Below are 23,731 nucleotides of genomic sequence, written 5' to 3' on the forward strand. Positions count from 1 at the left end.
CGTCTCGCCTTGTAGCTTGGTCTGTCAGGCGATTTTTTTCTGCTGCTGATAGCCTTTCAGCACCTCGTCCCTCAATACGCTCCATATCTGCTGATGCAGTTCTACGAAGCGAGGATCGCTGCGAATTTCTGCGACGTCACGCGGACGCTCAAGATCAATCACAAACTCACCAATCGGATGCGTTCCCGGCCCGGCAGACAGGACGATGACACGATCCGACATGGCAATTGCTTCGTCCAGATCATGGGTAATAAAGAGAACCGCTTTCTTTTTCGCACTCCACAATGCAAGCACTTCATTTTCCATCAGCTGACGCGTTTGAATATCCAGTGCCGAAAACGGCTCATCCATCAAAATAATGTCTGGATCAAGAATCAATGTTTGCGCCAATGCCACGCGCTTGCGCATGCCGCCGGATAGTTGATGCGGAAAGCGATCGCCAAACCCTTGCAGTCCGACCCGCGCTAACCATTCCTCACCGAGCTGCTTTGCCTCAGGCTCTTCCATCCCTCGATATTGCAAACCGGCGATCACGTTTTGCAACGCGCTGCGCCATGGCATTAATGCTTCCGACTGGAACATATAACCGGCACGTTTATTTATACCCGTCAACTCTTCACCGAACACTTTGACGCTGCCGGTAGAGGGTTGCAACAAACCCGCACCAACATTGAGCAAGGTCGACTTGCCGCAACCGGTCGGTCCCACTACCGAAACAAATTCCCCTGGCGCGATGGTAAGGGTGGTGTCTGCGACGGCGGTATAGCGCTGTGAACGATCATCTTTTGAAATGAAAGTACAGCTGATATTGTCGAGAAATAATGCTGGCGTCGGTGAAACTGGAGTCATAAGAATGATGGCGCAAGCCGAAAAAATTGCGATGGAAAATAAAACGCATCAGATAAGTTTTATCGATAAAAATCAACGATAAATCTAACCTATAAAAATCATCGTTCAGCGCACTTATATAGTGACACAACATGGCGATGCTGCTGCCGCATTCATCTAACCGCAGGATGTCGGCAATTAACTAAAAACCAAATCGCCCTGCTCTCCTTTTTCTGGTGCAGGGCGATTTATTTACCGAGATTAATACTTGATTGATCTCAGCATTTTATATCAGCTTACTATCGGCTTACTTAAACTTAAGATCGGCCTTTGTCACGAATGCATTGGTGTACGTTTTAGACAGGTCAATTTTTTTATCGGCCAACGTCGGATCGAACGATTCTAGCGTGCGCAATGCAGTAGCGGCGCCTGCGTCCGGGAACTTTCCATCCGGTGAGATCGCTTCACGAACCTTGGTGAACGCTTCAATATAGAGTGCACGATCGCCTAGTAAATAATTTTCAGGGACGGCCTTGACGATATCTTCTGGCGCCGCTTTTTGCAACCACCGCAAAGCGCGCACCATCGCGTTGGTTAAAGCTTGTGTCGTGTTGGGATATTTCTTGATAAAGTCAGCGGAGGCGTACAAAGTCGCCGCTGGCATCGGTCCGCCGAAAACAGCTTCCGTCTCTTTTATCGTGCGCGTATCAGATATGATGCGAATCTCATTTTTTTGCTGCAGCATCGTAATCAAAGGGTCCAGATTAGCAATGGCATCAATCTGTCCTGAACGTAATGCAGACAATGCACCGGCCGATGCACCGACGCCGATATACGAAACGTCAGTAGGCTTTAAACCACCTTTTGCGAGTACGAAATTGCTCATCATGCTGGTAGAAGAACCGGGTGCAGTCACGCCGATTTTCTTACCTTTTAAATCAGCAATCGATTTGTAATTCGGCATGGTCTTATTGGAAACCGCCATCACGATCTGTGGCGCACGGCCTTGCAGCACGAACGCCGTAATCATCTGATTTTTTGCTTGCATACTAATGGTGTGCTCGAATGCGCCGGATACGACATCCGCGCTGCCACCAATCAGTGCCTGCAACGCTTTCGCACCACCGGCGAAATCAGAGATTTCAACCTGCAAACCTTCATCTTTGAAATACCCTAGTTGGTCAGCGACCGTCAAAGGAAGGTAATAAAACAAGTTCTTGCCGCCGACAGCAATCGATACTTTCGGCTTTTCTAGTGTTTGCGCAAATAATTTGCTGTTAAATGTAAAATATCCTGCCAAAAACAGGCAAAGTGCGACACCAAACTGCTTCCAGTTAAACTTCATTTTGTCTCCTCAACATCAATGGTTACGTTGTAACGATATTATTTATTCCGCTATTGGAAGCGATGAACTTTGTTTTTTTAAATCCTAGTAGGATTGTGACCACATAATACCGCAGGCATCGCGTTATCTCGCGTTACAAGCTGAAAAGGCACATGGTGAGTTTTTTTTATCGTTATTCGGCGACATAAAATGAATACCATCGCCCCTTATGCTGTGTATTAATCAACTACAAGTTAAATCGACAATGTTTAGATCTCTAAGGCTGCACGTGACGAAAAAGCATGTCGACGACGACGAATGATTATCGTTAAGTGGCGCGACGGTCCAACATGGCACGCGCAATAGTACCGGCATCCACGTATTCCAACTCGCCACCAACCGGAACCCCACGAGCCAGGCGGCTAACCTTCAGGCCGCGTGCTTTCATGGTTTCGCTAATGTAATGGGCGGTGGCTTCGCCTTCGTTGGTGAAATTGGTCGCTAACACTACTTCGGCTACGACCCCATTGGTGGCGCGGACGATTAATTTTTCAAGTTGAAGATCCTTCGGGCCAATACCATCAAGCGGCGACAACCGTCCCATCAACACAAAATATAGGCCTTTAAACGTCAACGTCTGCTCGATCATCAACTGATCGGTGGGTGTTTCCACTACACAGAGTAATGACGTGTCACGCTCAGGATCCAAACATACCTCACACAGATCATGCTCGGTGAAAGTATTGCACATTGAACAATGCTGTACTTTTTCGACCGCTTGCATCAATGCGCGACCAAGCAACGCTGCGCCATCACGATCATGCTGCAACAGATGATAAGCCATACGTTGCGCCGACTTCGGGCCGACGCCGGGCAAGTGGCGTAAAGCTTCTGTCAAAAAGGCCAGACTGGAAGGGGTTTTCACATCAGACCTTAAAAACCACGATAGATCTTGCGACCCACCGGTGCATAGTGAAGAATCGGTGGCGGCTTATAGAAATGCTGCATTAGCGTGCGCCACTCTTGATACTGAAACGATTGCATGAAGCCGATCGTGTGGTGTTCTAGCGTCTGCCAGTGCACCAGTAAAATATAACGATTCGGGAGTTCCACGCAACGCTGCAACGCATGCGAAATATAACCCGGCGTGGACATAATCAGTTTTTTCGCCTCCGCGAAAGCCGCTTCAAATGCGGCTTCCTGACCGGGAATAATATCCAGCGTTGCAGCGTTAAGAATCATAGGATGCGGTACTTAAAACGGCATTTTGAAGCCTGGTGGCATACCAGCAGTGAGCCCGGACATTTTTTCTGCCGAGGTTTCTTCTGCCTTGCGTACGGCGTCATTGAAAGCAGCAGCGACCAGATCTTCTAGCATGTCCTTGTCATCAGCCAGCAGGGACGGATCGATCGTCACGCGCTTGACAGCATTTTTGCAAGACATGACTACTTTGACGAGACCGCCGCCAGATTCACCTTCGACGTCGATCAAGCCCAATTGATCCTGCGCTTTTTTCATATTATCTTGCATTGCTTGCGCTTGCTTCATCAAGCCTGCGAGTTGGCCCTTCATCATAATGTTGCTCCTTTAAGTTAATTCAGTGTTGGGAATGACACAAAATCGCACATTGATGGCGATAATTTTTATTGCTATTTAGCAATCTATCCAGCCCATTACGGTTGGGCGATACCAACTGTTTAACTGCGCTTCGACGGCGTTTATAACAATTCCTCCGTCGAAGCAGTTAGCCCAATTTTAAATTGGCTTGTTTTTTCGTCACCCATGTCAATTTTACATTGCCGTGACCTACCGTCCGTGACCTACTGTCCGTGACCTACCGTCCGTGACCTACCGTCCGTGACGATACTGCTCAAGTTCAGGCTTAGCTTCAGGCTAACGGTTTGACCGATCCAGGAACAATCGCTGCACCGAACTCACGAATCATGCTTTGAATAAATGGATCATTTTTTGCGGTCTCTTCAGCTAAACGCTGCCGTTCCGCCTGCTCGCCTTGCGCCTTCACATTCGCGGTGTGACGCACGTTCCCAATTTCTGTCTCGACCCGCACCGTGCGACCAAAACGCTCGGTTAACGCCGCAGTTAGTTTATCAACATTAGCGGGTAAGCGTAACGTCTCGAGGGGAATGCGCAGGTAAATTTGAATGGCTGCTCCGGTACTGTCCAAACGCAGCAACTCACTTTGCTGCGCTAGTTGATGTGCCACACCACGTACCGGCAATAGTGCCGCCAAGGTTGGCCAGTCGCCATCCCAGTTCAATGATGGATCTGGATGATAAACGAACGGGTCAGCAGCGGCTTTCTGTGGCAGTGGATTTGACGATGACGATTGCATTGACAGCGCATCCATACTCAACGTTGCGGTTGGCTTGTTTGCCGGTGTTGGCACAGACGGAGTACTTGTTACAGGACGCGCTTCTGAACGACCTGATGTGTGCATGGCGGAAGCGGTACGTGGCTCTGCGCGCGCGTCATAGCTCGATCCGGATGAATCGTTATCCGACAAGTCCATCGGCAGCGGAATATCCTCTTCCCAAGGTGGTGGCGACGATACAGTAGAAGTTACTTTCGGTGGTTGACTTGCCGGTACTTTGATCTCCGGGATCGCCGTCGGCTGAGATCTGACCGGTATCGCAGAATTACTGATTGCCGCGGTAACCGAAGCAGTTGCAGGCGCGGCGGGAGAGGCGCCCGGGCGTTTGCTGGCGACGCCCCCTCGCGCTGCTGCCAATGCTGCCATCGCCGGACTGAGGTTACCATCGACACGTCCTACAGGAGCGCTGGTGGTAGCGGCCTGCGGCGCACTACTTAATCGTGCTGCAGGAATTGACGGCGTCGGAGCGACGGTTATTGGGGCTTTAACTGCAACGGCTGGCGATGAAGCGGGAGTGAAAGATGATGCAGGTGATGCAGACGGGCGCGACGGCGCAACTGATCGCTGCTGTGCTGCCACTATTCCTGTTCCATCTCCCGATTGAGGCCGAAACGCCAACATTCGCAGTAAGGTCATTGAAAACCCTGCGTACTCATCCGGTGCCAAGCCAAGTTCATTACGACCGTGCACAACGATCTGATAAAACAATTGGATTTCTTCGACATCAAACGCCGCAGCCAGACGCATGACATCTTCGCGCTCAGGCAAATCTTCTGCTAACGCTCCAGGGACGCTTTGCGCCAACGCGACGCGATGCAACAAAGTACCGAGATCTTGCAACGCGGCACTATACGACAAACTGCGAATTGCCATTTCATCAGCAACAGCCAACAAACCGGCACCATCGTTTAGGGCCAAAGCATCTAGCACCCGAATCAAATAGGTCTGATCCAGCGCGCCCAACATTCCCTGGACCGCCTCAAGCGTTACTTTGCCAGCTGCGTAGGCGATCGCCTGATCGGTTAACGATAAGGCATCGCGCATTGATCCGTGTGCGCCTTGTGCCAGAAGGCGCAAAGCCGGTGTTTCGAATTCAATTTGTTCCTGCCCCAGAATATCGTCCAGATGGCTAATGATATGACCCGGCGGCATCTGCTTCAGATTGAATTGCAGGCATCGCGACAGGACCGTTACCGGGATTTTTTGGGGATCGGTAGTAGCAAGGATAAACTTGACATGATCGGGCGGTTCTTCCAGCGTTTTCAACATGGAGTTGAATGCGTGGTTGGTCAGCATGTGGACTTCATCGATCATGTAGACCTTGAAACGGGCGTTTGACGGCGCGTAGACCGCCTGCTCCAGCAATTGCGCCATTTCATCCACACCGCGATTGGATGCTGCATCCATTTCAATATAATCAACAAATCGCCCCGCATCAATCGCCACGCAGGCATCACACACACCGCACGGCTGAGCGGTAATTCCACCGTTGCCATCAATACCCTGACAATTTAAGGCCTTGGCGAGTATGCGCGACAGCGTCGTTTTACCAACGCCCCTTGTACCAGTGAACAAATAAGCATGATGTAGGCGCTGTTGCTCCAGCGCATGCGTCAATGCCCGCACAACGTGCTCCTGACCAACCAGGGTGTCGAAACTTCTTGGGCGATATTTACGAGCTAGGACTTGGTATGACATAGAGTGGCGGGCGCGCATTGCTGGCTGTTAAATTCAGCACTCATTTTACCTTAGAGGAAGCGCTCGCAAGGATTTTAAGAAATGCCGACAAATCTGCCCCGAGTTGGCTCGCTTTTGCGCTGGCACATATAACAAATTCGGACTACGCTAACCTTGCCATGCGTTCAAACATGCAACGTCAGATCAAGCCCGCCAGGAGATGCCATGCAATCGCCCACGCACCAAGTCACTAATCAGGTCAAACCACTGACCGATAACAATTTGTATAACGACGACGCCATATTGACGGCGGGCGTGCAACGCCTGCAAGCTGGCTGGCACGCCGCAGAGCTAGCCCGTTACGGTGCAGAATTGGGTCGCGAAGAAATCTGGGCGTTGGCAGATGCAGCAAATCGTCATGCGCCAGAATTGCAGTGCTTTGACAGTTTGGGTAACCGTATCGATGCAGTCGAATTTCACCCAGCCTGGCATGCGCTATTAGGAATGTTACGTCGCGAAAACTTACACGCCTTGCCTTGGAGTGCGCCCCGCCCCGGAAGCCATGTTGCACGGGCAGCTGGCTACTTTCTCCATGCGCAGGTGGAGGCAGGATCATTGTGTCCAACTACCATGACGTTTGCCTCGATTCCTGTCTTGCAAAAGGAACCAGCCCTGTTCGCTGCCTTGCAAGCCAAATTATATGCGTGCGAACACGACGGTCGCGATCTGCCGCTAGGACAAAAAACGTCCATGCTAATTGGTATGGGCATGACTGAAAAACAAGGTGGTTCCGATGTGCGATCAAACACCACACTGGCTATTCCACTACCCGGAGGTGGCGGTCGTGGTGCAGACTACCTGTTGACAGGCCATAAATGGTTTTTTTCTGCACCGATGTGCGACGCACACATGGTATTAGCACGTACAGAATTAGGATTGAGCTGCTTTTTTGTGCCGCGCTGGCGGCCCGATGGCAGCAAAAATACCGTATTTATTCAACGACTCAAGGACAAACTCGGCAACCGTTCAAACGCTAGCAGCGAAGTCGAATTTGAAGATGCCTTTGGCATTATGGTGGGTGACGAAGGGCGCGGTATCGCTACCATCATCGAAATGGCAAATCACACACGCCTCGATTGCGTCATCGGCAGCGCCGGTCTCATGCGCCAAGCGCTTGTGCAAGCATTACATCATGCGCGTCATCGTAGCGCTTTCGGTGCCCCCTTGGCCGAACAGGCATTGATGCAAAACGTCCTCGCTGATCTGGCGCTGGAAAGCGAAGCCGCAACACTATTAATGCTACAACTTGCCAGTGCATTTGAGGCACCCAACGATCCCTTACAGCGCGCATGGAAACGCATTGTCACGCCCGCCGCAAAATTCTGGATATGCAAGCGGGCCTTAGAATTCTCAGGAGAATGTATGGAAATCTGGGGCGGCAATGGATACGTCGAAACTGGCCCGATGGCACGTTTTTACAGAGAAGCACCGGTCAACTCAATCTGGGAAGGCTCAGGCAACGTCATGTGCCTAGATGTATTGCGGGCAATCGGGCGCGAACCAGAAGGATTTACCCTGTTACTTGAACATCTGCACAGTGTCACCAGCGGCCATGCTTCTATCGGCGTGATGTTGAGCAGTCTAAAAAACTTACTTTCAACACCGCCGGATCAGCAAGAACGCAACGCTCGCCGATTGGTTCAAACCCTCATATTAACGGTCCAGGCCGCATTGATGGCGCAACATGCCCCGCCAACAATTGCCGACGCATTTATTGACAGTCGTTGCGACGCTGCGGCAGGACGTGTTTATGGGACTTTGAGCAGTGAGATCAACGCGGATGTTCAGAAACAAATCCTGAAGCGGGTAATGCCGTAATCTGAGCATTGATATGTGAAGTAATGGTTTTCGCCAAATAGAGCCTGACGATACTTATACTGGAGCGGATTTTGACACTTCAGACAAAAAAATAGCCCACTATGATGTGGGCTAAGCTCTTGATTTCATTGACTTATACTTGGAGGCGGGGGTCGGGATCGAACCGGCGTAGACGGCTTTGCAGGCCGCTGCATAACCACTTTGCTACCCCGCCATTCCTTGAAGTCAACAAGTAACAACAGTATCGGAAAATTTGCCAACTTTCCTGCTAGCACTACCATTCCTAAACTATCGGAACAGACGCACATTCTAATGCTGGTTTAAAACTGCATTAGGTCCATTTACATCTATCAACATGGCTGATAGATGCTAGCTCGGACATTAAAAAAGGAAGCTTTTTGAGCTTCCTTTTTTGAATTTGGAGCGGGAGAAGAGGCTCGAACTCTCGACCTATACCTTGGCAAGGTATCGCTCTACCAACTGAGCTACTCCCGCATTTTCTTTTGTATCCGCTACGCTGCTCTGCAACATCTACTGGAGAGACGCCATTATAGATGGTCTAAAAATGATGTCAAGCATTTTACAAAAGGTACTTAATAAAAATTCGACGCATGGTTTTTACTGCGCTTTTTCTTTAATCAGCGGCCAAGCCTTACGCAGGTAATAGAACATTGACCAAACCGTCAGTACGGTTGCGATCAACATCAATCCATGCCCAAGAAGCCGGATATCAACGCCGAATAATTTGCCGGAATACAGCAGAACTGGAATCGCAGTCATTTGGGCGGCTGTCTTAATTTTCCCTAGTGAACTAACCGCTACCGATTTAGACGCACCAATTTGTGCCATCCATTCGCGCAACGCGCTGATGGTGATTTCTCGTCCGATGATGATAAACGCAATGATCGGACTTACCCGATCCAAATTAACTAACACTAACAACGCGCCGACGACCATTAATTTATCGGCGACCGGATCTAGAAATGCGCCAAATGCCGAAGTTTGATTCCAGCGACGAGCGAGAAAACCATCGAACCAATCCGTCAAGGCTGCCACGATAAACACAATGGCCGATCCTAGCCCGATATCCGTAGCAGAAAACCCAAAATCAGGGAGATAGAACACACCAACTACCAGCGGAATGAGCGCAACGCGTAGCCAGGTCAGAAGAATAGGAAAATTAAAGGGCATAAATTATATTTAATGTTATCGCCATGAGACTAAGGGCTTAACTCTGCGTCCCACGATATTGAAACGCAAAATGCGCTGAGCGAGACCAAATTTTAGCCAACTTTCCTGCCAATAACGCGCTATTGGTCAAGAGATTGGTAAAACACGGATCGTTTAGTTCATTTCGCAGCCAATTCCTCGCAGGAGCGCAGAGCCGATCCGACAATCTTCTGGCTTATTGCTCGGTATGCTCTGTGACCAGCACTAATTATCTAGGAGTATGGCTGCAGTTGGGAAATAAAACACGGATAAACCGCCTTAATCGATTTTACGCAACAACTTAGGTCAATGGAGTTGACGATAAATATCTTCAGCCAGTTGCCGCGAAATACCCTCCACAGAAGCTAAATCATCAATACTGGCATCTGCCACCGCTCTGAGTCCTCCAAAGCGTGCCAGCAGCTTTTGGCGTCTCTTTGCACCAATGCCCTCTATCTCCTCCAAACGAGAGGTTTGACGTGCTTTAGCGCGTCTTGCGCGCATGCCGGTGATGGCAAAACGATGCGCCTCATCGCGAATCTGTGCGATTAACATCAACGCAGCAGATTCCCTACCCAATTCGCGCGGCGTACGTTCGTCCGCAAAAATCAACGTTTCCAGACCTACTTTGCGGCCCTCGCCTTTAGCAACGCCGACGATCAGACTAATATCCAAACCAAGTTCTGTCAGCACTTGCCGCGCCATTTCGACCTGACCTTTGCCACCATCAACCAACACGATATCGGGCATCGTACCGCCGCCATTAGCGACTTTCTCGTAACGTCGCATCAATACCTGACGCATCGCGGCATAATCATCGCCCGGGGTAATGTCCTTAATGTTATAACGCCGATATTCACCATTTTGCATCGCGTGATGATGGAACACAACACACGATGCCTGCGTTGCTTCGCCAGAGGTATGACTAATATCGAAACACTCCACGCGAAAAGCATCCACATCTGGAATATCGATAGTCAGGACATCGACCAATGCGCGTGTTCGGGCCTGTTGAGAACCCTGCTCCGACAACAGTCGGGTCAGCGAAATTTCGGCGCCCTTTTGCGCCATATCCAGCCATTGACGGCGTTGGCCTTGCGGTTGAAATACCAGATTAATACGGTGTCCACATTGCGCCATCAACGCCAGCATTAATGCCGGTTCGTCGATATCGAGATTCAGGATCAGTGTGCCAGGAATAAAAGTATCAATGTAATGCTGCGCCAAAAAGGCCTTCATCACGGAAACATCAATCGCTTCATCAGCGCCAATCAATGCGCTCTCGATATGCGTGGGGAAATACGCCCGATCCCCAAGATGGCGACCGCCGCGCACCATCGCAAGATTGACGCAGACGCGACCGCCTTGCACAATTGCGGCAATAATGTCGATGTCGCTATCACCAACGATTTCCATACTTTGCTGGTGTAAGACTTTAGATAAAGCGCTAATCTGATTGCGCACTACAACCGCTTGCTCAAATTTTAATTCAGCCGCAAACGCGTGCATTTTTTGATCTAGTGTCGCCATCACTTCGGTTTGGCGACCGCGTAAAAATTTGGCGGCATTGTCGACATCAACCGCATAATCCTCACGCGTGATCAGATCGACACAAGGAGCACTGCAACGCTGGATCTGATGCAGCAAACAAGGCCGTGTTCGATTGGCAAATACCGAGTCTTCGCAGGTTCGGAGCAGAAAAACTTTCTGCAAAATTTGTATCGATTCTTTCACAGCCCATGCGCTGGGGAATGGGCCGAAATATTGATTTTTTTTATCGATTCCGCCGCGGTAATATGCCATACGCGGATATTCCTGGCCACTAATCTTGAGATACGGATACGACTTATCATCTCGAAAAAGAATGTTATAGCGCGGCTGCAAAGACTTGATTAAATTGCTTTCAAGTATTAATGCTTCAGCCTCGCTGCGCGTCACAGTAGTCTCCAATCGTGCAATTTTCTGCACCATCATTGCCGTCCGTGGACTAGCAAGATTTTTCTGGAAATAACTAGAGACGCGCTTTTTTAGTTCGCGCGCTTTTCCAACGTACAAAATATTGTCAGCAGCATCGAAATAGCGATACACGCCGGGCAGATTCGGCAGTTTGGCAACCGTATCCAAAACGACCGCCATCGGATTAGGAATCTCAGAATCAATCATATTTTGAACTATTCAATAGTGCTACAGCACTGCCGATCAAGCGGAAACAAGTGCGGTAACCAATTTCTTGGCAGACCGGTATTCAGCATTTTTTTGTAGGCCTTCCCAATCCAGCGCGATACTTTGCGGCACTAACGTTGTCAGACGTGCCGCACTGGCTTGCGATGCCATTGTCGCTTCGAGACGCAGGCCAGCCAGCAATTCATCAGCTTTATCGGGAGAGTTACAAATCATCACGACATCGCAGCCAGCGTTTAAGGCTGCATTTGCGCCCTCTAACACTGTACCGGCAGAACTGGCCGCAGCCATGCTCAAATCATCGCTAAAAATAACGCCGTTAAAACCGACTTCTTCGCGCAGTATCGTCAGCCATTTTTTTGAAAATCCGGCTGAATGTGAATCTACTTTTGGATAAATCACGTGCGCCGGCATCACCGCCGATAAACTCATTCCGAGCCAGTCATACGGTTTGACGTCCTCTTCCATAATCTGCCGCAATGACCGCTGATCAAGCGGAATCGAGAGATGCGAATCGCCTTCTACAAAACCATGACCTGGAAAATGTTTTCCGCAGTTTGCCATCCCGGCTAACCGCAGTCCATGGCTCAAGCTTTTTGCCAATAAAGTCACTACGCGTGGGTCACGATGAAAGGCACGCTCACCGATCACGGTAGACCCACCATAATCAAGATCGAGCACTGGCGTGAACGACAAATCGATTCCGCATGCCCGCAATTCTGCGGCCAGCACAAAACCGACCGCCGTAGCCAGTTTGGTCGCGCCTAATACATCGCGATCCCAATACTCTCCAAGCGCGCGCATTGCGGGTAGGCGTGTAAATCCATCTGTTCTGAAACGCTGCACGCGTCCGCCTTCATGATCTACCGCAATGAGTATCTTCGGACGGGCTGCACGAATAGCAGCAGTTAACGCCGTCAGTTGCGCCCTATCCTGAAAATTGCGCGTGAAGAGAATGACGCCGCCTGTGAGCGGATGTTGAATCCTTCGAATATCATCCGCAGTCAGGCTGATGCCGACGACGTCGAGCATTACTGGCCCCATTGGCTGTCGTGGCTGACTGTCGCCATCGGTTTCAATTTTTACTTTATCAATCATTACCTGATCAATTTCGACATGACCAAGCTGAAGTTGATCAATCAAAAGATGATCAGTCATTAGCGCCCTGTCTTGCTGATCCGCATTTGAAACTATTACACTCATACTCATATTTTTTCCACAATGACAAAAGCGACCGCATACTCAACTTCGTCAGTAATCGACACCTGCGCGGTCAGACCGTTCTTCAACATAAATTCTTCAAGAACACCGCTGGTGAGGACCACAGGCTTGCCGCCAGGTGCATTCAACGTCTGCATCGCGCGCCATGTCATCGGCATTCTCAGACCTATTCCGATGGCCTTGGAAAATGCTTCCTTTGCCGCAAAACGCGTCGCTAAAAATCGAATACCGCGTGCCGCTATCTTAGCTTTTCGATGATGGTATTTTACGAGTTCTTCAGGCCCCAGAATTTTTTCCGCAAAGCGGTCGCCATGACGCGACAACGCCGCTTCAATCCGTGGAATCTGAATAATGTCAGTACCAATGCCGTAAATCATGATGTCCTTTTACATTCTGTTTAGCCGCGATTTAACTGTGACGATTCAACCGTGCCTTCACCATCAATGCTTTCATTTCACTGACCGCCGCTTTCCAACCAACAAACACCGCGTGCGCCACAATCGCATGCCCGATATTGAGTTCAGCGATGTCTGGTATCGCGGCAATCGCCTGGGCATTGGTGTAATGCAAACCATGGCCTGCGTTCACCTTCAACCCACGGATAACGCCTTCCTGGACTGCCCGCTGGACGCGCTCAAGTTCGCTACGCTGTTCGGTAGCTTGATGCGCTTCTGCATAGCGCCCAGTATGCAGTTCGATGACTGGTGCGCCGACTTCTGCCGCTGCCTGAATCTGATCCACATTGGGATCGATGAAAAGGCTCACGCGTATTCCCTCGGCTTGCAGTTGGCGTACCGCAGCTTGCACTTCGGTAAAATATTTGATGACGTCGAGGCCACCCTCGGTTGTCAATTCGTGTCGCCGCTCCGGTACCAGACACACATCTTGCGGTTTAATTTTGCAAGCAAAATCAATCATTTCTTGCGTCACGGCCGCCTCCAGGTTCATCCGCGTACGCAACAAGGGACGAATGATCTCGACGTCTGCGTCCTTAATGTGACGACGATCTTCCCTGAGATGCAATGTGATTGCATCCGCCCCAGCTTCTTCCGCCTCCAAGGCGGCCCGTAGTGGGTCCGGATAGGTTGTGCCACGCGCATTACGTAATGTTGCGACATGGTCGATATTAATGCCGAGGTCAATGACCGTTGGGGTGGGATTAAGATAGCTCATCAGTTTATGGGGTCGCAGATGGAATTAGTGGGTAGATATATTGGGCAGAGATAGTCGGTAAATAAATAGACAGTAGAATTAAAGCATAATTCAAAAGTACACCGACCTAATCGCTCTGTCATGAGTTTTGACGCAAAGAGGTCTGCACCGTAGAAGATGAAGGTCGGACAGATAGCGATGGTGGCTCCACAACGGTGGTGACAACAGCGGCAGCGTCCGAAGTTTGCGGAGCAACCCGAGCGCGCGAAGTCAGCAAAAATAAAGCAAGCGCCCCGGCCAGTAGCCCCCAGAACGCGGAACCAATACCCGCAAATGAAACACCGGATGCGGTAACTAGAAAAGTAATTAATGCAGCCTCACGCTGACTGTCATTCGACATCGCTACCTTAAGGCCATTCGCGATAGTTCCAAGTAGCGCCAGCCCCGCAATTGCCAGTATCAGTTCTTTTGGAAACGCAGCGAATAATGCCCCCACTGTTGCGCCAAATACTCCCACCAGCAAATAAAAGATCCCTGCGAAAACACCAGCCCAATACCGTTTTTGTGGATCTTCATGCGCTTCTTTGCTAGTACAGATTGCTGCCGTAATGGCGGCCAGATTCAGTGAAAAACAACCAAATGGCGCGAGCAGAAAATTGGTTATTCCAGTCCACGTAATGAGTGGAGAAATCGGCACATCGTAACCCGAAGCGCGCAGCACCGCGACGCCTGGTGCGTTCTGTGATGCCATATTGACGACAAATAAAGGAATCCCTATACCTATCGCCGTTGCCCACGAAAAGGTCGGCATCGTAAATACCGGTTGGGCGAAGGCGATATGAAAATTCTCGAAATGCAATAAGCCCTGTTTCGCCGCAATCGCTATGCCAACTCCCAGTACGAGGATGATGGCATAACGTGGAATCCAGCGCTTGCACAACAGATAAGCAATAAACATGGCGAAAACCAACCAAAATTGCAGCTTCATAGCAACAAAAACATCCATGCCGAAGCGCACCAGAATACCGGCCAGCATCGCTGCGGCTATCGATAATGGAATTTTACCCATGGCCCGCTCGAACCAACCTGTCACGCCGCATATGATGCAAAGTGCTGCTGAAAATAAAAATGCCCCAATCGCCGCCGACATCGGTACGCCAGCAAGGCTGGTGATCAACAGCGCTGCGCCTGGCGTTGACCACGCGGTAACGACTGGCGTCTTGTAGCGCAATGACAAACCGATGCATGTGACGCCCATTCCCAATCCAAGCGCTAGCATCCATGAGCTAATCTCAGCGGGTGTCGCACCGGCAGACGCGGCGGCCTGAAACACGATAGCTGCCGAGCTGGTAATGCCGACCAATACGGTGATGAAGCCAGCAGCCAAAGTGGACCATGGGAAATTTTTCATTCGCATTTTCTTGTTGTCTTACAATTGCATCAAATCAATCAAAATCTGGCGCGTATTTAACGGTGCGCCCCCCAAATGATAGGCCAGCAAAAATCGCATTAATACTTTGCTCTGCGCCTGCGTGTTGATATCACTGTAATCCTCGCGCGCCATATCCAGCAATGTTTTACCGCTAACTGATGGCCAGCTATCGGATAGCCGCGCCACCCTAGGTCCGCGCTCCGGATCGACCACATACAGGAGATCGGACTCGACACGCTGCCGACTACCGGTACAGATCGTAAAATCCCCGGAAACCCCGGTTTCTTTCAATAATGCGCGTTCAAACTGCCGCAAGACGATCGGTGCTGGCTCCTGATGCGCCAACTTGTTTAGCGTGACGACGTAATGATTAAACAAAGTTGGATGGGCGTCGTCCCGCGCCAACAGCTTTACCAGAAGTTCATTAAGATAAAAACCACATAATAGCGCTGACTTTTCCAATGGCAACATCCCGCCAACCCATTCGGCAGCGGTTAATGTACGGATTTCGGATTTGCCGCTCCAGCTGAGAGAAAGAGGTTGGAACGTTTGCAGCACACCACGCAGTTTCGACAGCGGACGCTTCGCACCTTTGGCTACCAAAGCAATCCGTCCATAATCGCGCGTAAATACATCCAGTATCAGACTGGTTTCGCGATGCGGATAACTATGCAGAACAAAGCCAGGTTGCCCCGCAATCCGCGACTCTGCAGAGGGACGAGTAACGCGCTTAGTTGCGACCGCGGCGGCGGCGGATGATTTTCCGCCATTAGGGGGAGTTGAATGTTGAATTGACGCTGAGTTGGCAATCAATCCAGGAGAAGGTGCAGATTCGGTTGTTGCGGCTATTGTGGTTGCACTATTTGCCAAACCAGAGAACGCGTTCTCGACAACAGCAACAAGTGTAGAGTCCGCCACCACGGTAGACAATTGTTCCGCGTGGACAGCAATTGCCTCTATAGCCGCATCAACACTGGTGGCACTCATACCGACGTCTTACTCGTAACCGTAGGCGCGCAATCCGGCTTCGTTATCGGCCCAGCCGGATTTTACTTTTACCCAAATTTCCAGATAAACCGGACCACCGAAAAGGCGCTCCATATCCAGACGGGATTGTGTCGAGATATCTTTCAAACGCGCGCCCTTTTGACCGATTACCATCGATTTATGCGTATTACGCTCAACCAGAATCGCGGCAAATACACGTCGCAAATTACCTTCCACCTCAAACTTTTCGATAAGAACAGTACTGGTGTAAGGCAACTCATCGCCAACAAAACGGAATAACTTTTCGCGCACGATTTCAGCGGCTAAAAATTTTTCGCTACGATCGGTAATGTCATCTTCGCCAAACACCGGTGGGTTAAGCGGGAGATATTTACGCGTCTCCGCTTGCAAGTTTTCCAACTGAAACCGCAGTTTGGCAGACACAGGCACAACCGCGGCAAAATCCCGTAACGCCGCAATTTTCTGGGCGAATGGCAACAACACAGCTTTGTCTTTAACGCGGTCTGACTTATTAATTACCAATATGCAAGGCACGCTAGCGGGTAAGAGCTCAAGCACTTGCTGGTCGGCTGGTCCGAAAGTACCAGCCTCAATCACAAACAAGATGACATCTGAAGCCGTCAACGTCGTCGTGACAGTGCGATTCAGCGTTTTATTCAATGCATTTGAGTGACGGGTCTGGAAACCAGGCGTGTCCACATAGACAAATTGCGTATCGGGCAAAGTTTGGATGCCGGTAATGCGGTGTCTGGTGGTCTGCGCTTTGCGCGAAGTGATACTCACTTTGGCACCGATAAGTTCATTCATCAACGTCGATTTACCAACATTGGGACGACCTACTATAGCGATGTAGCCGCAACGAAAGTCGGATGCGGGTGCCTGGGATACGGATTCTGTCATGCGGTTGTCGATTTACTCGCGGTAAGTGGTAAGGTATTTAGAGCTATTTTTAAAGCCATTAACGACGCGCAGCAACGGTAACTTTAGTACCGACTGTTGCCGTCGTAGTTGAGGTCGTTGTTGCCGCGCCCGTTTGCGCTGGTTGCGCTTTCGATACTACAGAAACGTCTGCGACGATAACTGGTGTCAAATTGGCAGGAAGCGCCGCCGCCTTAACAGGATGTTTTACAGCCTCGCTTTTAACAACATCCTTTATTGATACTGGCTTTGACAGTGCCACTTCCTTACCGGGCGCATCAGGCTGAATGGTAGCAATCCCAGCAAGTTTCAATTGGGAGGTTCTAGGCTTACTTTTTCGCGTCGCACCCGGTGTTTTTATAAAAGCTTGTTGCACTGCTTCCAAAGCTAATTTTGCAGCCGCTTGCTCACCTGCGCGACGACTTCCTCCGGTGCCAAATACTTGAATTTCTAATTTTGGAACGAGACATTCAATTTCGAATTCTTGATTATGCGCAGCTCCATGCGTCGCCACTACATTATATTGCGGTAAAGCAATTTTCTTTCCTTGCAGATATTCTTGCAATAACGTTTTAGCATCTTTACCCAACGTCTTTGGATCGACGGTATCTAAAATAGGAATATACAAGGCCCGTATTGCATCGCGCGCGACATCGAAACCAGCATCAAGGAAAATCGCGCCAAACAACGCCTCCAACGTATCTGCAAGAATGGACGGACGGCGAAAACCACCAGACTTGAGTTCGCCTTCACCCAATCGCAAAAATTGAGACAACTCCAGGCGTTGTGCAATTTCATATAACGATTGCTGCTTTACCAAATTAGCACGCACCCTGGACAAGTCACCTTCATCAATTTTGGTATAGCGGTCAAACAACAACGATGCGACAACGCAATTCAATATCGAATCGCCTAAAAACTCTAGCCGCTCGTTATGCAAGGTGCTATGACTGCGGTGCGTCAAGGCCTGCTGCAACAACGTAGCATCCTTGAATGTGTGGCCAAGCCGATTTTGCAATAATATAACGTCCATTTGGTCTACGACTTACTCCATCAATCGATGGTTTTTTTGCTAGACGAACTAGCGGTTGTTCCAGAATAGTCAATTAACAAGCTGACCGGTGCAACGATCGAAATTATTTTTCTATACGCGAAGTTAATTTCAATATCCTCGCCATTTTTGGTAATGTCCAGATCTTTACCGTGGATTGCATCGATATAGCCCACTTCGGTTTGACGATCAAATGCGTCGCGAATTTCTTTTACAGTACCGCCGCTTGATTTAACAGTTGCAACTGCTTTTTTAATCGATGTATATTCAATAATAGTAGGAATAACTTTTGCAGAAAGGACGACAATAAATCCAAGAATTGCTAACCAGACAATTAAGCCAAACAACGTAATACCCCGTTGCTGCCTCCAGGCATTCCTTGAATTTCTTGTCATTCATCGCTCCTGATACGTTATTGCGTCAAAGAATTTAATCAAAAAAAGTACCAATACGCTTCAGATTACCTAGATTCATCCACACCAAAAATGCCTTACCAACAATATTTTGATCTGGGACAAAACCCCAATAACGACTATCTTCGCTGTTATCCCGATTATCGCCCATCATGAAATACTGCCCAGAAGGAACAGTACATGCGAAGCCATCTTGATTATAAGAACAGTTTTCTTTATACGGAAAATCCTGAACACCACTTAAATTGATCGGAGGGGCTTGTTCCACCACGGCAATTTTATGATCAACATTCGACAGATTTTCTGCAAATTGCTTGGAATAATTTAAGCTATCTTCATTTAAATAGTCTGGTAATGCGGTATAGGTAAGCGCGGTGCCATTAATGGTTAAGCGCTTGTTTTTATACACTATTTTATCACCAGGAACGCCAACTACGCGTTTGATGTAATCCAATGACAAATCCTTCGGATATTTGAACACCATCACATCACCGCGTTGAGGGGTACTTACGTCAATGATTTTTTTGTTGAGGATGGGTAGCCGAATACCGTAAGTAAATTTATTCACTAGAATCAAGTCACCCACTAACAAAGTAGGGACCATTGAACTCGATGGAATTTTAAACGGCTCATAAAGAAAGGAGCGCAAGAAAAATACCATGGCAATGACGGGGAAAAAACTGCCGGAATATTCGACCCAGGTTGGCTGACGCAATAGGTTAGCTTCCAGTTCGGCGCGACCACTACTTTCTAATTTGATGCCTTCTGCACGTAATTTGACATTCCGCGCATCAAATGCTGCCAGCGCCGCATCGGCTTTAGCGCGACGTTGCGCGCGTAAATAAAATCGGTCCAAGAACCAGATAATTCCTGTTACCACCATCAGCACAAACAGAATTAACGCGAAATTTCCTAAAATTGATTGCAATGTCATTTGTCATCCACTTGTAAAATTGCGAGGAACGCTTCTTGTGGAATTTCCACCGAACCGACCTGCTTCATGCGTTTCTTACCTGCCTTTTGCTTCTCTAGCAATTTGCGCTTACGACTAATGTCGCCGCCGTAACACTTTGCCAACACGTTTTTACGAAGCGCTTTGACGTTTTCACGGGAAATAATATTCACACCAATTGCGGCCTGAATCGCGACATCAAACATTTGACGTGGAATCAGTTCACGCATCTTGGCAGCAACTGCACGCCCACGATGATTACTGTTAGAGCGATGCACAATAATCGCTAAAGCATCGACTTTTTCACTATTAATCAGCATGTCGACTTTGACCACATCGGCTGAACGATATTCTTTGAACTCATAATCCATTGACGCATAACCGCGCGAAGTGGATTTTAGGCGATCAAAAAAGTCCAAAACAATTTCAGCCATCGGCATTTCGTAGATCAGCTTCACTTGCTTGCCGTGATAGTGCATGTCTTTTTGCATACCTCGCTTCAAAGTACAGAGGGTAATAACCGACCCGACGTACTCTTGCGGCATGTATAAATTGACCGTTACGATAGGTTCACGCACCTCTTCGATTCTACTCGGCTCGGGCATTTTTGATGGATTATCGACCATCAAGATAGAACCGTCGCGCAGGACAACCTCATAAATCACCGTCGGCGCAGTGGTGATCAGATCCATATCGAATTCGCGTTCGAGCCGCTCCTGGACGATTTCCATGTGAAGCAAGCCTAGGAAACCACAGCGAAAACCAAATCCTAGTGCTTGTGAAACTTCCGGCTCATATTGCAAAGCGGCGTCATTCAGCTTCAGTTTTTCCAGTGAATCACGTAAAGCATCATACTGATTAGATTCAACCGGAAATAGACCTGCAAAAACCTGAGGCTGAACCTCTTTAAAGCCGGGTAAGGCTCCGGTGGCCGGATTATTTGCCAGCGTCACTGTGTCGCCAACCTTCGCCGCCTTTAGTTCTTTAATACCAGCAATGATGTATCCAACCTGTCCTGCAGACAACGTTTCGCGGACTTGCATTTTCGGCGTAAATACACCAATGCTTTCAGTCAGATGTTGCGAACCGGCGGCCATCAGCTGTATCTTGTCTTTAGGACGCAGGGTCCCATTCACAATGCGCACTAACATCACTACGCCAACGTAATTATCAAACCAGGAGTCTACGATCAGAGCCTGTAAAGGCGCATCCGTATTACCCTTTGGCGCGGGTACCTTAACAATAATGGTTTCGAGAATTTCACGCACGCCTAAACCAGTTTTGGCCGAGCACTGCACTGCGTCGGAGGCATCTATGCCGATAACATCTTCGATTTCTGCTTTTGCGTTCTCTGGATCGGCAGACGGCAAATCGATTTTATTAAGAACCGGCACAACTTCAAGTCCCAGGTCTAGCGCGGTGTAACAATTAGCAACGGTCTGTGCCTCGACCCCTTGTGAAGCATCGACTACCAACAATGCGCCTTCGCACGCAGACAATGAACGACTTACTTCATAACTAAAGTCGACGTGCCCTGGCGTATCGATGAGGTTCAAATTATAGATTTGCCCATCTAGTGCCTTATATGACAAGGCAGCCGTTTGCGCTTTAATGGTAATACCGCGTTCGCGCTCGATATCCATCGAATCAAGTACTTGCGCGCCCATTTCACGATCTGACAATCCTCCACAAAATTGGATGATACGATCCGCCAAAGTAGATTTACCGTGGTCAATGTGAGCAATGATGGAAAAATTACGAATGTTGTTCATTAATGTTGGTCGAGGCAATGCGATTACAAAAAAGGTGCTCTGATCCGGGCTGTTGTCGCCCAGGCGAGCACCATTTATGGCAGGATATTCAATTGACGCCATTTTACCGGATTTTAGTGGCAAAAAACTGACAAATCGGACTTGTGCGAATTCTGGTGAACAGATTTAACGGCCTGATCAACCCCAAACGTCCTACTTCGTCTTATCGAATATATCCAGGTCTTTCGCAGCGACAAGCCATAAAATCATGAAAAGGCGTCTTAAATCACCCGGGATGCGCACCTTGCGTTCTAAAGCATCCTGACATTAAAGAAATGTTAATTTTTCACGCGGTTACACAGCGAAACAGTTATTCATTGCTTTAAAAAAGAGTTCACCTTGTCGGAATCCAAAAAATAATGGCAAAGTTGCACAGGTGATTGCCCTTCTTTGTTGCCGATAAGAACAGGGACTAACTCGTCGTAGAGCGCAACCAATTCCGGGGCACCGTCCACATCAATTTGCTCGACAAGGCCTTGCCCGTAAATATTAACCAGTTCTGCCATCGCGGGTAATGCTAATAATGCATGCAACATATCGTCACATAAATGACAATAAGAACGTCCCAAGAGAGTGAAAGTAATTATCGACATCGACGTCCAAAAAAATTCTCATTCGCCACTTAACCCGCGATATGCGCAAATAAAGCGATCTTGTTAGTAGAAAATAAATTACATAAAAAAAGCTACAAACTTCGCAGTCTGCAGCTTTCATCGCCTTACGGACTATTCTCGCCTGCAGCAAATATCCAGCCTTACAACCCAGCCAAACGTGTTAATTAGTTGGACGTAATGGCACAAACTGCGATGACTCACCACGGCGAACTAACACTACAGCCATTTTTTTCGATTCTAATTTAGAAACTAAAGCATTGAATTGCTTAGCATCCTTCACGTCCGTATTGTTCAAGCGCTGAATCACATCGCCAACCTGTAGACCAACGCGGGCTGCGCTTCCTTCAACTGAATCAACCAATACGCCATAATCAACTTGCATTTCTTTCTTCTTGTCGGCGCTCAAATCACTCACCACCAATCCTAATGCATTGGCTACCGGGCTCGGCTTTGCAGCATCAGCGCTACCAGCCGCGTCATCTGCCTTTTCAACTTTATCCGTTTTCATTTCCGTAATCGTCAACGCTATATCACGACTTGCACCTTTACGCCAAACAGTCAAAACGCCCTTCGTACCCGGTTTGATGTTGCCAACAATGCGCGGGAGATCATTCGCTTTTTCAATCGTCGTACCATTCAATTTCAAGATAATATCGCCTGCCTGAACCCCCGCCTTGGCTGCTGGACCATCAGACTCAACGCGTTCAACTTGTGCTCCTTGCGCTTTCGGTAAGCCCAATGATTCCGCCACCTCTTTAGTGACCTCACCAATCTGGACACCAATACGACCGCGGGTAACTTTTCCTGACGTTTTGAGTTGATCGGAAACCCGCATCGCCTCATCTATCGGTACAGCAAAAGAGATACCCATAAAGCCACCTGAGCGACTATATATCTGGGAGTTAATACCAACCACTTCCCCACGCATATTTATCAAAGGTCCACCCGAGTTACCAGGATTCACGGCCACATCGGTTTGAATCAATGGCAAATAGTCACCAGTATCACGCGCTTTTGCAGAAATAATGCCAGACGTGACCGTATTTTCAAGATCGAAAGGTGATCCTATCGCCAAAACCCATTCGCCAGCCTTGATCTTATCGGAATCGCCCATAGTCAGGCGTGGCAGGTTAGTACCTTCGATTTTCAGCAGCGCAACATCAGTGCGACTATCCGCCCCAATCACTTTAGCTTTAAATTCACGCTTATCTGTCAGCTTCACATATACTTCACTGGCCCCATCAACAACGTGGGCATTAGTCATAATGTAGCCGTCTGCTGAAATAATGAACCCTGAACCAACACCGCGCGGCACCTCTTCAGGTTGCTGCGCCTTGGCACTCGGTTTACGCCCCTTAGGAACAAGTGGTTGTGGCTTACCAGCACCGTTTGGTGGGACGCCGAAGAATCGTCGCAAAAACTCCTGCATTTCATCATCACTCGGCTGACCGGTAGCCGCCGCATCAGCTTTCGCTTTTTCGGTAGTACGAATATTGACGACAGCCGGCCCTGCTTTTTCAACTATTTCCGTGAAGTCGGGCAATCCGACCATAGGAGCCGCGACAGCAGAAGGTAGCGTGTCGAATATGACGGGAACAACAAAAGATACAGTCGCTCCTAACAAAAGTGCTGAAAAAACATGATGAGCAGTGCGAGCCATTTTCATAGTG

21 protein-coding genes and 2 tRNA genes are annotated in these 23,731 nt (G+C 48.9%); 1 reads left to right on the forward strand and 22 read right to left on the reverse strand.

The genetic code is table 11. The features are described 5' to 3' along the window. Window positions 1–24 precede the first annotated feature (24 nt). From ACXX82_RS05195 to ACXX82_RS05220, 6 genes are all read right to left on the reverse strand, one after another. Complete coding sequence (locus ACXX82_RS05195; protein WP_322232509.1) at window positions 25–849, reverse strand: ABC transporter ATP-binding protein; 825 nt, start codon at window positions 847–849, stop codon at window positions 25–27. A 286-nt stretch (window positions 850–1,135) separates the two neighbouring features. Then, the gene (locus tag ACXX82_RS05200; protein WP_322232510.1) at window positions 1,136–2,173 is read right to left on the reverse strand and encodes an ABC transporter substrate-binding protein; all 1,038 of its coding nucleotides are present in this window, start codon (window positions 2,171–2,173) and stop codon (window positions 1,136–1,138) included. 307 nt (window positions 2,174–2,480) lie between these two features. Continuing rightward, complete coding sequence (gene recR / locus ACXX82_RS05205) at window positions 2,481–3,077, reverse strand: recombination mediator RecR (RefSeq protein WP_322232511.1); 597 nt, start codon at window positions 3,075–3,077, stop codon at window positions 2,481–2,483. Window positions 3,078–3,085: 8 nt separating this feature from the next. Continuing rightward, a complete protein-coding gene (locus ACXX82_RS05210) occupies window positions 3,086–3,394 on the reverse strand; it encodes an antibiotic biosynthesis monooxygenase family protein (RefSeq protein WP_322232512.1) in 309 nt (102 codons plus the stop codon). Window positions 3,395–3,406: 12 nt separating this feature from the next. Beyond that, complete coding sequence (locus ACXX82_RS05215) at window positions 3,407–3,727, reverse strand: YbaB/EbfC family nucleoid-associated protein (RefSeq protein ID WP_205321753.1); 321 nt, start codon at window positions 3,725–3,727, stop codon at window positions 3,407–3,409. A gap of 313 nt (window positions 3,728–4,040) precedes the next feature. Next, window positions 4,041–6,242 (reverse strand): DNA polymerase III subunit gamma/tau, encoded by a 2,202-nt coding sequence (locus tag ACXX82_RS05220; RefSeq protein WP_458562549.1) that lies wholly within the window; start codon window positions 6,240–6,242, stop codon window positions 4,041–4,043. A gap of 204 nt (window positions 6,243–6,446) precedes the next feature. Between ACXX82_RS05220 and ACXX82_RS05225 the strand changes: the two genes are divergently transcribed. Continuing rightward, window positions 6,447–8,099 (forward strand): isovaleryl-CoA dehydrogenase, encoded by a 1,653-nt coding sequence (locus ACXX82_RS05225; RefSeq protein ID WP_458562550.1) that lies wholly within the window; start codon window positions 6,447–6,449, stop codon window positions 8,097–8,099. 140 nt (window positions 8,100–8,239) lie between these two features. On the opposite strand, the gene ACXX82_RS05230 is transcribed toward ACXX82_RS05225, so the two are convergent. The 16 genes from ACXX82_RS05230 to ACXX82_RS05305 form a co-directional block, all read right to left on the reverse strand. Then, window positions 8,240–8,313 (reverse strand) — tRNA-Cys (locus tag ACXX82_RS05230). 205 nt (window positions 8,314–8,518) lie between these two features. Beyond that, window positions 8,519–8,594: transfer RNA gene (locus ACXX82_RS05235), tRNA-Gly, on the reverse strand. Between the two features lie 123 nt (window positions 8,595–8,717). After that, window positions 8,718–9,290: a CDP-diacylglycerol--glycerol-3-phosphate 3-phosphatidyltransferase gene (gene pgsA / locus ACXX82_RS05240; protein WP_322232515.1), complete on the reverse strand. Its 573-nt coding sequence runs from the start codon at window positions 9,288–9,290 to the stop codon at window positions 8,718–8,720. A gap of 324 nt (window positions 9,291–9,614) precedes the next feature. After that, window positions 9,615–11,471: an excinuclease ABC subunit UvrC gene (gene uvrC / locus ACXX82_RS05245; protein WP_458562551.1), complete on the reverse strand. Its 1,857-nt coding sequence runs from the start codon at window positions 11,469–11,471 to the stop codon at window positions 9,615–9,617. Window positions 11,472–11,507: 36 nt separating this feature from the next. Then, the gene (gene nagZ, locus ACXX82_RS05250) at window positions 11,508–12,521 is read right to left on the reverse strand and encodes a beta-N-acetylhexosaminidase (protein WP_458563959.1); all 1,014 of its coding nucleotides are present in this window, start codon (window positions 12,519–12,521) and stop codon (window positions 11,508–11,510) included. Window positions 12,522–12,694: 173 nt separating this feature from the next. Further along, window positions 12,695–13,087, reverse strand: a complete 393-nt coding sequence (gene acpS / locus ACXX82_RS05255; protein WP_458562552.1) for a holo-ACP synthase — start codon at window positions 13,085–13,087, stop codon at window positions 12,695–12,697. 31 nt (window positions 13,088–13,118) lie between these two features. Next, a complete protein-coding gene (gene pdxJ, locus ACXX82_RS05260; RefSeq protein WP_323506645.1) occupies window positions 13,119–13,883 on the reverse strand; it encodes a pyridoxine 5'-phosphate synthase in 765 nt (254 codons plus the stop codon). 118 nt (window positions 13,884–14,001) lie between these two features. Next, window positions 14,002–15,273 (reverse strand): benzoate/H(+) symporter BenE family transporter, encoded by a 1,272-nt coding sequence (locus tag ACXX82_RS05265; protein ID WP_458562553.1) that lies wholly within the window; start codon window positions 15,271–15,273, stop codon window positions 14,002–14,004. 18 nt (window positions 15,274–15,291) lie between these two features. Further along, complete coding sequence (recO, locus tag ACXX82_RS05270; RefSeq protein WP_458562554.1) at window positions 15,292–16,281, reverse strand: DNA repair protein RecO; 990 nt, start codon at window positions 16,279–16,281, stop codon at window positions 15,292–15,294. Between the two features lie 9 nt (window positions 16,282–16,290). Beyond that, complete coding sequence (gene era, locus ACXX82_RS05275) at window positions 16,291–17,202, reverse strand: GTPase Era (protein WP_322232521.1); 912 nt, start codon at window positions 17,200–17,202, stop codon at window positions 16,291–16,293. A gap of 58 nt (window positions 17,203–17,260) precedes the next feature. After that, a complete protein-coding gene (gene rnc / locus ACXX82_RS05280) occupies window positions 17,261–18,253 on the reverse strand; it encodes a ribonuclease III (protein ID WP_322232522.1) in 993 nt (330 codons plus the stop codon). Window positions 18,254–18,273: 20 nt separating this feature from the next. Beyond that, a complete protein-coding gene (locus ACXX82_RS05285; protein ID WP_322232523.1) occupies window positions 18,274–18,666 on the reverse strand; it encodes a DUF4845 domain-containing protein in 393 nt (130 codons plus the stop codon). Window positions 18,667–18,700: 34 nt separating this feature from the next. Then, window positions 18,701–19,618 carry a signal peptidase I gene (gene lepB, locus ACXX82_RS05290; protein ID WP_322232524.1) on the reverse strand — a complete coding sequence of 306 codons (918 nt, stop codon included), beginning with the start codon at window positions 19,616–19,618 and terminating at the stop codon, window positions 18,701–18,703. Further along, window positions 19,615–21,408 carry a translation elongation factor 4 gene (gene lepA / locus ACXX82_RS05295; RefSeq protein WP_322240161.1) on the reverse strand — a complete coding sequence of 598 codons (1,794 nt, stop codon included), beginning with the start codon at window positions 21,406–21,408 and terminating at the stop codon, window positions 19,615–19,617. Before lepA ends, lepB begins: the two co-directional genes overlap by 4 nt. A gap of 353 nt (window positions 21,409–21,761) precedes the next feature. Continuing rightward, a complete protein-coding gene (locus ACXX82_RS05300) occupies window positions 21,762–22,040 on the reverse strand; it encodes a glutaredoxin family protein (RefSeq protein WP_458562555.1) in 279 nt (92 codons plus the stop codon). A gap of 181 nt (window positions 22,041–22,221) precedes the next feature. Then, window positions 22,222–23,727: a DegQ family serine endoprotease gene (locus ACXX82_RS05305; protein ID WP_322232526.1), complete on the reverse strand. Its 1,506-nt coding sequence runs from the start codon at window positions 23,725–23,727 to the stop codon at window positions 22,222–22,224. Window positions 23,728–23,731 lie beyond the last annotated feature (4 nt).

This window comes from Glaciimonas sp. GNP009 (assembly GCF_054343755.1).

What these genes read in the sequence shown, in the direction of transcription:
- lepB (WP_322232524.1), bottom strand. Translation starts at nt 19,618, where the DNA reads ATGACATTGCAATCAATTTTAGGAAATTTCGCGTTAATTCTGTTTGTG.
- lepA (WP_322240161.1), bottom strand. Translation starts at nt 21,408, where the DNA reads ATGAACAACATTCGTAATTTTTCCATCATTGCTCACATTGACCACGGT.
- ACXX82_RS05200 (WP_322232510.1), bottom strand. Translation starts at nt 2,173, where the DNA reads ATGAAGTTTAACTGGAAGCAGTTTGGTGTCGCACTTTGCCTGTTTTTG.
- ACXX82_RS05265 (WP_458562553.1), bottom strand. Translation starts at nt 15,273, where the DNA reads ATGAAAAATTTCCCATGGTCCACTTTGGCTGCTGGCTTCATCACCGTA.
- ACXX82_RS05210 (WP_322232512.1), bottom strand. Translation starts at nt 3,394, where the DNA reads ATGATTCTTAACGCTGCAACGCTGGATATTATTCCCGGTCAGGAAGCC.
- uvrC (WP_458562551.1), bottom strand. Translation starts at nt 11,471, where the DNA reads ATGATTGATTCTGAGATTCCTAATCCGATGGCGGTCGTTTTGGATACG.
- ACXX82_RS05225 (WP_458562550.1), top strand. Translation starts at nt 6,447, where the DNA reads ATGCAATCGCCCACGCACCAAGTCACTAATCAGGTCAAACCACTGACC.
- era (WP_322232521.1), bottom strand. Translation starts at nt 17,202, where the DNA reads ATGACAGAATCCGTATCCCAGGCACCCGCATCCGACTTTCGTTGCGGC.
- ACXX82_RS05305 (WP_322232526.1), bottom strand. Translation starts at nt 23,727, where the DNA reads ATGAAAATGGCTCGCACTGCTCATCATGTTTTTTCAGCACTTTTGTTA.
- ACXX82_RS05215 (WP_205321753.1), bottom strand. Translation starts at nt 3,727, where the DNA reads ATGATGAAGGGCCAACTCGCAGGCTTGATGAAGCAAGCGCAAGCAATG.
- ACXX82_RS05300 (WP_458562555.1), bottom strand. Translation starts at nt 22,040, where the DNA reads ATGTCGATAATTACTTTCACTCTCTTGGGACGTTCTTATTGTCATTTA.
- recO (WP_458562554.1), bottom strand. Translation starts at nt 16,281, where the DNA reads ATGAGTGCCACCAGTGTTGATGCGGCTATAGAGGCAATTGCTGTCCAC.
- pdxJ (WP_323506645.1), bottom strand. Translation starts at nt 13,883, where the DNA reads ATGAGCTATCTTAATCCCACCCCAACGGTCATTGACCTCGGCATTAAT.
- ACXX82_RS05195 (WP_322232509.1), bottom strand. Translation starts at nt 849, where the DNA reads ATGACTCCAGTTTCACCGACGCCAGCATTATTTCTCGACAATATCAGC.
- ACXX82_RS05285 (WP_322232523.1), bottom strand. Translation starts at nt 18,666, where the DNA reads ATGACAAGAAATTCAAGGAATGCCTGGAGGCAGCAACGGGGTATTACG.
- ACXX82_RS05220 (WP_458562549.1), bottom strand. Translation starts at nt 6,242, where the DNA reads ATGTCATACCAAGTCCTAGCTCGTAAATATCGCCCAAGAAGTTTCGAC.
- pgsA (WP_322232515.1), bottom strand. Translation starts at nt 9,290, where the DNA reads ATGCCCTTTAATTTTCCTATTCTTCTGACCTGGCTACGCGTTGCGCTC.
- acpS (WP_458562552.1), bottom strand. Translation starts at nt 13,087, where the DNA reads ATGATTTACGGCATTGGTACTGACATTATTCAGATTCCACGGATTGAA.
- nagZ (WP_458563959.1), bottom strand. Translation starts at nt 12,521, where the DNA reads ATGCTCGACGTCGTCGGCATCAGCCTGACTGCGGATGATATTCGAAGG.
- rnc (WP_322232522.1), bottom strand. Translation starts at nt 18,253, where the DNA reads ATGGACGTTATATTATTGCAAAATCGGCTTGGCCACACATTCAAGGAT.